Origin of the sequence: Streptococcus sp. A11 (genome assembly GCF_043674225.1) — a bacterium.
GTDB classification, from domain to species: domain Bacteria; phylum Bacillota; class Bacilli; order Lactobacillales; family Streptococcaceae; genus Streptococcus; species Streptococcus suis_V.
Genome location: NZ_JBIMJS010000001.1, coordinates 268343 through 278135 on the forward strand (window position 1 = coordinate 268343; position 9793 = coordinate 278135).

Annotated in this window: 10 protein-coding genes; all 10 read right to left on the reverse strand. The window is 47.1% G+C overall.

Annotated features, from left to right (window positions below; genetic code table 11):
* Window positions 1-53 precede the first annotated feature (53 nt).
* Entirely contained in the window at window positions 54-1679 is a 1626-nt protein-coding gene (locus ACHBIF_RS01295) for an ATP-binding protein (RefSeq protein ID WP_394718110.1), read from the reverse strand.
* On the reverse strand, window positions 1672-2346 hold the full coding sequence (locus ACHBIF_RS01300) for a winged helix-turn-helix domain-containing protein (protein WP_172062107.1): 675 nt from the start codon (window positions 2344-2346) through the stop codon (window positions 1672-1674). Before ACHBIF_RS01300 ends, ACHBIF_RS01295 begins: the two co-directional genes overlap by 8 nt.
* Window positions 2347-2350: 4 nt before the next feature.
* Entirely contained in the window at window positions 2351-2992 is a 642-nt protein-coding gene (gene phoU, locus ACHBIF_RS01305; protein WP_172062104.1) for a phosphate signaling complex protein PhoU, read from the reverse strand.
* Window positions 2992-3741, reverse strand: coding sequence for a phosphate ABC transporter ATP-binding protein PstB (pstB, locus tag ACHBIF_RS01310; protein ID WP_394718112.1), 750 nt, complete (start codon window positions 3739-3741; stop codon window positions 2992-2994). Before pstB ends, phoU begins: the two co-directional genes overlap by 1 nt.
* The gene (gene pstA / locus ACHBIF_RS01315; protein ID WP_394718114.1) at window positions 3734-4585 is read right to left on the reverse strand and encodes a phosphate ABC transporter permease PstA; all 852 of its coding nucleotides are present in this window, start codon (window positions 4583-4585) and stop codon (window positions 3734-3736) included. Before pstA ends, pstB begins: the two co-directional genes overlap by 8 nt.
* A gap of 1 nt (window position 4586) precedes the next feature.
* Window positions 4587-5435 carry a phosphate ABC transporter permease subunit PstC gene (gene pstC, locus ACHBIF_RS01320; protein WP_105161098.1) on the reverse strand — a complete coding sequence of 283 codons (849 nt, stop codon included), beginning with the start codon at window positions 5433-5435 and terminating at the stop codon, window positions 4587-4589.
* 9 nt (window positions 5436-5444) lie between these two features.
* Window positions 5445-6326, reverse strand: coding sequence for an extracellular solute-binding protein (locus tag ACHBIF_RS01325; RefSeq protein WP_105110944.1), 882 nt, complete (start codon window positions 6324-6326; stop codon window positions 5445-5447).
* Between the two features lie 190 nt (window positions 6327-6516).
* Complete coding sequence (gene budA / locus ACHBIF_RS01330; protein ID WP_105110945.1) at window positions 6517-7233, reverse strand: acetolactate decarboxylase; 717 nt, start codon at window positions 7231-7233, stop codon at window positions 6517-6519.
* A 3-nt stretch (window positions 7234-7236) separates the two neighbouring features.
* Entirely contained in the window at window positions 7237-8466 is a 1230-nt protein-coding gene (locus tag ACHBIF_RS01335) for a hypothetical protein (RefSeq protein ID WP_394718117.1), read from the reverse strand.
* A complete protein-coding gene (locus tag ACHBIF_RS01340) occupies window positions 8456-9631 on the reverse strand; it encodes an AI-2E family transporter (RefSeq protein WP_105110947.1) in 1176 nt (391 codons plus the stop codon). Before ACHBIF_RS01340 ends, ACHBIF_RS01335 begins: the two co-directional genes overlap by 11 nt.
* Window positions 9632-9793: the final 162 nt, after the last annotated feature.

Here is a 9793-nt window from a genome sequence, read left to right on the forward strand (position 1 = left end):
GGCAGAAAACTAGCCTTAGCTAAAGATGTTGAGCTGTGAATACAGGTTTTATTTTATTTCGGAAACTTCACCTTCATCACAGTTCCCTGACCTAACTGGCTTTGGACGTGGATGGTAGCGCCGTGGACTTGAAGGGCGTGTTTGACAATGGAGAGACCGAGGCCTGTCCCCCCCACTTGTTTGGAACGGCTCTTGTCGGCCCGATAAAAGCGCTCAAACATGCGTTCCTGATCTATCGGTGAGATGCCCAGACCAGTATCTTCTACGACCAGGCTAATGGCCTCATCTGTCTGACTGAGACTAACATGGACCTGTCCATGCTCGGTATTGTATTTAATGGCATTGTCACACAGATTAAAAATAATAGACTGGAGCAGGACAGGATTTCCATGATAGGAAATCTGGGGACCCGTAAAGCTCAAAGCGATATTCTTCTGCACCGCCTTGTCTTCCAGACCAGCCAAAACCTGCTGGACCAGGTCAGTCAATTGCACATCCTCCATTCGGATATGTCTACCTTCATCCAACTGTGCCAATTGGAGAATATCCTCTACCAGTTGAATCATGCGCTGGGATTCCTGGTGAATCTTCTCGGCAAAGACGACAACATCATCTGGCGAGGCAATGCGCGACTGCAGGATTTCAGAATAGCCAGATAGAATGTGGAGCGGTGTCCGCAATTCGTGGGAAACCGTCGCTGTAAACTCCCTCCGCAATTTTTCCAGATAATACTGCTCGGTCACATCGAAAAAGAGAAGAACGGCCCCTGATTGCTGCTGCTCCGACCAAATCGGACGTCCGATGACCTTGTATTGGTGGTCCTGCAATTCGACAATGGTCTCTGTTTTCTGACCATCCAGTAACTCCGTCAGCAAGTCCTTCAAGGCCGATTGGCGCTGAAAAATAGCAATGGGTCTGGAGAGGGCTGACTCTTCCAATTCTAAAAGATTACGAGCCGCCTCATTGTAGATGACTAACCCCTCCTTCATCTTGGAAATGATAGTATCAAATTCATCCTGTTTCTGCCGCAGGAGACTCACTTTTTCAGCCAATTGAGACTGGTGAAAATCCAGTCGCTTGAGCAGGGGATGCAATTCCTTATAAACATCATTTTTCAAGGGTCGCTCTAAGTCAATGGTTTCCAAGGGCCGGAGTAATTTTTGAGCCGTGTATTTGGCAAGGACGTAGGAAGTCAGAAGCGACACAAACCCCAAGACGGCAAACCAGGGAAACATCTGCTGCATCAAATCAAAGACCGTACTGTGGGAAACTGAAAGACGGACGATACTGCCGTCTTGCAAGAGCCGTGCCGAGTAAACGAGGGTTTCAGACAGGGTACTAGAATACCTGACCCGCTGGCCGATTCCATTTTTTTTAGCCTGAATGACTTCTTCACGCTGGCTGTGATTGTCCATTTGCGAGGCATCATTTTCGGAGTCATAGATGACACTGCCGTCAGGAGCTATCCAAGTAAAACGGTATTCTCCAGGAGCAATGTGCTGCAGATAGTCTATGCCTTCATTTTCAACCGCCTCTGCCACCAACTGGGTTTCTTGAACCAAATGATCGACCAATTGACCGTTAAAATAATTATAAAGGTAGACCTGGACAGTGAGGATAGTCAGTAAAAAGACCCCCATAGCTGTCATAAATACTGCTTGAAAAATCCGTTTAGTCATGGTCTTGCTCCAAGAGATAGCCTACTCCACGTACTGTTTTGACCAGGTGACCGGCTTGGCCCAATTTCTGGCGCAGGGTTCCCACATGGACATCGACCGTCCGCGTCTCGCCCATAAAATCTTGTCCCCAGACCTTGTCCAAGAGTTCCTGACGGGTAAAGACTTTTTGAGGCAACCGCATGAAGAGGTGCAGTAATTCAAATTCTTTCAAGGTCAATTCAACCTTGCTGTCTTGGACATAGACCTTGTGACTGGCTAGATTGATACGAATCGTGGCAAAGGCAAGCTCTTGCTCCTCCTGCTTTTGAGTCCTGCGCAAAACAGCCTTAATACGGGAAATCATTTCCATCATACCAAAGGGCTTGACCAGGTAATCATCAGCCCCCATGTCCAAACTCTGAACCTTGTCAATCTCAGTCCCCTTGGCCGTTGCCATAATGACGGGTATAGCCAGCCACCTGGTCTGCCTACGCAGGTCCTGGAGGACGGAAATTCCGTCCTGGCCTGGCATCATAACATCCAAGACCACTAAATCAGGACTTGCTTCCTCCAATCCTTCCCAAAAACTAGCAGCCTCTGGAAAACCCTTAGCCTCAAAACCAGCAGTCTTGAGGCTATAGATCATCAATTCACGAATGGCATCATCATCTTCTACACAGTAGATCATTTTCTTACCCTTCTAATTGACCCGTGATAGAAAATTGTACCCACTTGGCAATATTGACGGCGTGATCACCGATGCGCTCCAGGTACTTGGCAATCATCAAGAGGTCAATGGCCTGGTCACCATTTGCAGAGTGGATCCCGATATATGTAGCCAGTTTTTCTTTTATTGTACCAAAATATTGGTCAACTGTATCGTCTTTTGCAACGACTTGGCTGGCCAAATCGTGACTTTCTTTGATAAAGGCATCCAGGGCACCCACCACCATCTGACTGACCTGCTCTGCCATTTTCTTAACCAAAGGAATCTCTTCCACCAGGTCAATGGGATTGTTGCGAATCAGGTCCGCCACTTCAGAGGATTGGGCGCCGATGCGCTTCATGTCATAGACCATTTTAAGGGCGGATGAAATGGTGCGCAGGTCCCGAGCAACTGGTTGCTGGCGCAGGAGCAATTTGAGGCAACGGGCTTCGATATCCCGCTCTAGCTCCTCAATCTGCTGGTAGGTCTGCTGAATTTTTTCGTAGTTCAACTGCTCTGGCCCATTGAGACCGTCGGCAGAGCCTGCGATAATCTCCTCACAGAGACCACCCATGTAGACCATGTCCTTTTGCAATTCTTCTAATTGGCTTTCAAAACGTGAACGCATTAACCAAACCTCCCTGTGATATAGTCTTCCGTCCGTGGATCTTTTGGCATACTAAAGAGACTGCTTGTCTTGTCAAATTCAACGACCTCACCCAAGAGGAAAAAGGCAGTCTGGTCAGACACCCGCAAGGCCTGTTGCATATTGTGGGTGACCATGACAATAGTATAGTCCTTCTTCAATTCCAGCACCAATTCTTCTATCTTGGCGGTTGAAATCGGGTCGAGGGCTGACGTCGGCTCGTCCATCAAGAGAACTTCCGGCTCGATAGCCAGGGCACGGGCAATACAGAGACGCTGCTGCTGACCGCCCGACAAGCCCAGGGCAGACTTATTGAGGCGGTCCTTGACCTCATCCCAGATAGCTGCCTGACGAAGAGAACGCTCGACAATCTTATCCAGTTCCAGCTTATTATGAATGCCGTGGGTACGAGGTCCGTAGGCCACATTATCATAAATGCTTATTGGAAAAGGGTTTGGTTTTTGAAAAACCATTCCGACCTTCTTACGGAGGACTGTCGTCTTCATCTCCGCATAAATATCTTCTTGGTCCAGTAGAACTTTGCCCGTTAAACGGCAGTTCTTGACCAAATCATTCATACGGTTCAGACTTTTTAAGAGGGTTGATTTCCCGCAACCAGAAGGCCCGATAAAGGCTGTAATCTGATTGCCTGGAATTTCTAAATTGATATTCTTCAAAGCCTGAAAATCCCCGTAGAAGAGATCCAGACCCTGGATACTTAGTTTACTCATTTCTATTTCTTCCTAATTTTACTGCAATCCATTCAGACAAGAGGTTCATGACAATGACCAGAATCAAGAGAATGACAGCTGTTGCGTAGGTCTGATTGACATAAATGCCTTCACCCGAAATCAAATACATGTGGACAGCCAGGGTCCTACCTGAGCTGGTGAGATTGGTCGCCACTTCTGCTACTGTCCCTGCTGTGAAGATCAAGGCTGCTGACTCACCGATAACCCGGCCCAGGGCCAATACGACACCTGAAAAAATTCCCGGTAAGGCAGAGGGCAAAACCACCTGAAATATGGTCCGCAATTTACCAGCACCAAGGGCAAAACTTCCTTCCCGATAGCCATCTTCAACGGACAAGAGAGCCTCCTCGGTTGTCCGCATAATCAAGGGCAGAATCATGATACTAAGGGTCATAGCCCCTGCAATGATTGACAGGCCCAAGCCAAGGAATTTGACAAAGAAGAGGGCGCCAAACAAACCATAGATGATAGACGGAATCCCTGATAGTGTCTCCGTTGCCAAGCGAACAATGGTTACTAGGGGATTGTCCGGCTGGGCATACTCTGTTAGGTAGATAGAGGCACCAATCCCGATTGGCAAGGCAATCAAGAGGGCCAGAAGAGCCATCAAAACAGTGTTGAGAAGGGCTGGTAGCATGGACACGTTGGTTGAATTGTAGGTCCATGAAAAGAGCTCCAGATTGAGATAGGGCAAGCCCTTGATCAAAATATAGAGAACGATAAAGCTGGTTACAAGGCCTGCCAGACCAGCCGCTAGAAATACCAGCCACCTCAAGATAAGAGAGGTCCGGTCAGTCGAAGCTTGGTGTTTTACTAATGACATCCTAGGCCTCCTTCTTATTCATGCTATAGAAGAGCAAGTTAATGAGTAATATAAAGACAAAGAGCACAACTGCAGTTCCAATCAGGGCCTCACGGTGGAGATCCGTTGAATAACCCATTTCCATAACAATGTTGGTCGTCAGCGTCCGTACTCCCGAAGTCAAGGAACTTGGTATCAGGGCCTGGTTACCAGCCACCATGATAACTGCCATGGTTTCTCCCATTGCACGACCAAGACCCAGAATAACACTGGCCATAATCCCCCGCCTTGCTGCTGGTAGGATAATAAAGAAGATAGACCGTTCATGGGAGGCTCCCAGGGCCAAGCCACCCTGATAATAGGTTTCTGGAACCGCACGTAGGGCTGCCTCAGAGACACTGATAATAGTCGGCAAAATCATGATTCCCAACAAAATAGATGCTGTCAAAACCCCCATCCCGTGACCACCGACATTGCTACGGATAAAAGGCACCAAGACCACTAAACCAAAGAAACCATAAACAACTGAGGGAATTCCCGCCATGAGGCTGACCGCACGCTTGAAAATTGGATACCATTTTTCTGGACAGAAGAAGGCCAGAAAGACAGCTGTCAGAATACCAATTGGTACACCGAGCACCAGGGCACCAAAGGTCACGTAGACGGAGCCCACAATCATCGGCAAGACACCGAAAAGTTGATTAGACGGTCGCCAATCTAAGCCAAACAGGAAATTTCCCCAACCGATTTCTTGGATGGCTGGCAAACCAGCTGAAAATAGAAAGATACAAATAAATACTACGGATAAAACGGAAATGCAGGCAGCCAGAAAAAAGACTGCTTGCATGCCGGTTTCTCGGAACTGACGCATAGACTCCCCTTATTTAGAAATGTAGGTTGACCACTCGGCTTCTTTACCAGTGTAAATATCCTGCACTTCTTGTACTGTCAAACCTGACAATGGATTTTCCTTATTGACAATTACTGCAATACCATCGATGGCAATTGGTGTAGCTGATACACCAGCTGAACTTTCTGAATCCTTCAATTCACGCGATGCCATACCAATATCAGCAGAGCCCTCAATGGCGCTTGTCACACCTGTTGAGGAATCACTTTGCTGGATTTCCACAGTTACATCTGGATTGACTGCTTGATAAGCTTCTTTTAATTTTTCCATAACTGGGTTAACAGAGCTTGAACCTGCTACCACGACCTTCCCTGATTTTGTCTTAGCCTGGTACGCTGCTTTGGCATCGACTGGGATATAGCCGGATTTTTCAACTACTGCTTGACCATCAGAACTCATAATAAAGCTGATGAAGTCTTGAGCAGCTTCGCTAATAGAATCCTTTGTAACGATATTAAATGGACGGGCAATCTTGTATTCACCAGATTTGATAGTATCAATACTTGGAGCGACACCATCGATTTCCAATGGTTTGCTGTTGCCGTCAAGCGCACCAAGTGAGGCATAGCCGATAGCCGCGGTATCTCCGGTTACTGTCTGTAACATAACCGCTGTAGAGTTGGTTACAATAGCTTGGTTAGTTGTATTGTCCACCTTTTCGCCATTGGCATCCTTAGACTCAATTCCCACCAACTCAATAAAGGCACCACGGGTTCCTGACCCTTCCTCACGGGAAACCACTGTAATAGGCTGGTCTGCTGTGTCCTTAGCAGCCTGACCACAGGCAGTCAGAAGGCCGACACTGGCCAAACCAAGAACAGCAAATTTTGTAAGACGATTCGTTAAAGACATAATCAATTCTCCTTTTTGTTATGACTCTATCTTACACCGTCAATATCAAATCTATTAGAGGGCTTTTGTAAAGTTTGTGTAAAATTAGGAGAATCATCACTAGCTCCTCTCACACCACTGTACCTATCGCACGAAAAAAGAATTCCACCTGTAAGTCGAATTCTTTCCTTCTTATTCTCATTTAGAAACGTCACTCCGCCTTCTCTATATCCTCTCGCACTTCCTTGGCATTAAATTTCGCAAAGAGGTACTGGCGGTCTTGGATTGGGAAGCGTTGGTCCAGCTGATCGACTGCCCCCACTTCCACATTGCCCTGGGCGATAACATAGTCCATAACGTGGCCGCCAAAGGTCAAATCATCTGAGATAAAATGCAGGTGGTAACCCGCTACGCTGACGCCGTGGAAAATTTCCGGTGTCCAGATACCTACAATGGTGCCCGAAATATCCTCAGCCGTGTATTCAGGCTGGTGGCTGGCCACCTCCGCAAACCGAACGCTGGAGGCTGACTTGGGAATCATGCGGACGTGCATGCGAGAAAAGGTCCCCTTAATCTTAATCGAACGGAAAAGATTCTCTCCGTCATAATAGGACTCAATTCTTGCCTGCAGCTCCTCACTGGTCATCTCAAAGCGTTGCTTGAAAATGACCTCAGCTTCGTGGAAAATAACCGCTGCATAGGGTACCTTCATATCAGCAGGAACCTCCACCACTTCCGGCTTATCCCCTGCTCCCTTGGCCTGATAGGCCTTGCCATCTAGAACAATCAATTCTCCGTCGATAGAGTCCAAGGTCCCCAGCCCCAAATCACCGTGTTCCAAGAGCTCACCGACCGTCAAGGAACCACCGTAAAGACCAGCCATGAGAGCCCCTAAGGTATTGTATTGAAATAATCGATTTACTTGCATATCCTACTCTTCATTCAAAAATTCTTGCATGACCAAATCATCTGGCACCAGGCTCAAATACCGACCAGCCTGGACACGCGCATCCTCAGCCCGCCCCATAAGCCGTAAAGCCTCCACATAATCCGCCAAAAATTCTGGATTGTCTGCCAAATCTGCAACCAAGTCATCAAAGATAGCCAAAGCCTGCTCCACTTCTTCCAAAGACATATTGGCCTTGGCAATATTCCAACGGGCCAGGACATTGTCCAAGTCATCGGTCAAGAATAGCAATACTTCCTCATAGCGCTCCTGCTCCAAATAAAGATTGGTCAAGCGCAAGGCCACTTCATTCTCATCATCAATGACCTCCCGGGCCCGCAGCAGGAAGTCCTCTGCCACCGCCTCATCATGCAATTCATAGGCATACTGGGAAGCCTGCAGGAGCAGATTGGCATCAAAGTCATTTTTGGCCAGGCCTTGCTGGGTCATGGCCAGAGCCGCCTCCAACTGGTGTTCCGCATGGAGAGACTGCCCATAGGCGTACTCATAGCCCTCAAAGTCAGGATTGATGGTATCTAGCTGCTTAAAGTAGAGATTAGCCTTCTGGTATTCTTCTTGTTCAAATAGCAGAGCTGCCAACTCAAAAACCGTCTGGTCATCATATTCCAGCTCCACAGCCTTTTCCAGAAATTCGACAGCCGCCTCGAACTTGCCCAGACTAGCATAGGCTAGACCAATCCGCTGATAGGTCGACACCCCAGTCAATTCGTAGATTTCCCGATTGTCCAGCTGGGCGTAGAGGGAAACAGCTTCCTTGAAATTTTCCAATTCCATGTCCAACTCAGCTAGTCCAAAAGTGATAATGGGCTCATCCGACAGGTGACTAGCCTCCAGCAATTTTTCACGGGCTACATCCGATAGGCCCTCTGCCTGGTACAAATCTGCCTTGACCAAGAGTGCCTCTAAGTAGGCAGGGTGGCGCTCAGAAATGGCCTCCAGATAACCAAAAGCCTCTTCGACCAAGCCATCTTCAAAGGCAATCTGAGCCAAATTGATAGCCACTTCTGGGTATTGACTCTGCAATTTCCCATAAATCTCCGCCGCCTGGGGGAGAAATCCAATGGACTCCAGGTAGGCAGCCAGGGCCAAGAGCGTCTCTTCATCGTCCCGGACCAAGGCCCGCTTGAAATATTTATTGGCTTTATCCAAATCCTGCTGGTCCAAACAAGCCAGCATCTTTTCACTATTGTTCATTATTCGCTTCTAAACTCTCTATTGTATCTTCTTCGTATAATTCGCTATAAACCTTGTACCATTCAAAGGCTGCCTTGACCAAGACCTTGATAGAGGCATAGATAGGAATTCCCAAAAGAACGCCCAGCACCCCAAACATCTGCCCTGAAGTCAAAAGGACAAAGAGAATGGTAATAGGGTGGATGTTCAAGGAAGAACCGATGATCAAAGGCGTCACAAATCGACCTTCAATGGTTTGCTCGATCATAAAGACAATCAAGACCTTGACCAGCATGAAGGGACCTGCAATCAAGCCCAAAATGACAGCCGGAATCATAGCCAAGAAGGAACCCAGATAAGGGATTAGATTGAGAAAACCAGCCAAAATCCCCAGGGTTACAGGATAGCTGAGACCAATGATGGAGAACATGATGGAAAACATGAGAGCCACAATCATGGCCACCGTCACCTGACCGCGCACATAGTTGGACAGCTGGCTATTGACATCCGACAAAACGGTTCCAATGGGCGCCCGCCACTTGGTCGGCAAGTATTGGGTGATATAAGCATTGAGCCCCTTACCATCTCGCAGGAGATAGAAGAGGATAAAGGGCATAATCAAGACCGCCACAATAATCTGCGATGCCGTTGAAATCAAATGACTAGCCCAGTTGACCGCGCTGGATGAAAATCGCTGAGCAAAGGAAATAATCTGATCATTGACCTGATTGATCGCCTGAAGGGCCGTCGGTCGGAATTGTTCAAACCGCTTATCCTGCAACAAGGAGGTCAACTGTAGCTCTAGCTTTTGAATGTTTGCAGGCAGATTTTGCACAAATGAAACTACCTGTTCCTGGATATTTGGAATTGCTACTGCCAAGCCCCAAACTAAAAGCAGTCCAATCAGAACAAAAACAATGGAAATACCAATCGTTCTGGAAACCTTCCTCTTCTCCAACCAATCCACAATGGGATTTAGGAGATAATAAAGCAAGCCTGTCAACAGCATAGGCAAGAGAATAATCTCCACAAAACTACCTATCGGTTTTAACAAAAAACTAATCTTAGAAAATACAAGAATGGTCAGACTAATCAGCAGGGTCACTAGGAAAAAAGTCACCGCCTGATTGTTAATAAACCATCTAAAAAACCAGGTCACACTAAACTTTTGATCTTTCTCGTCCATCTCATTTCTACCTTTCCTTTTTCTACTATTGTACCATGTAAATGCCGAAAATTTATGCTGGAAATCATGTCCAAGAAATTTTTTCTGTAGCGTTACAATAGATGTGAGACTTCTAGAAGTCAAAAAGAAGATTCCCTGATATGATAAGAGTACCACCACTCA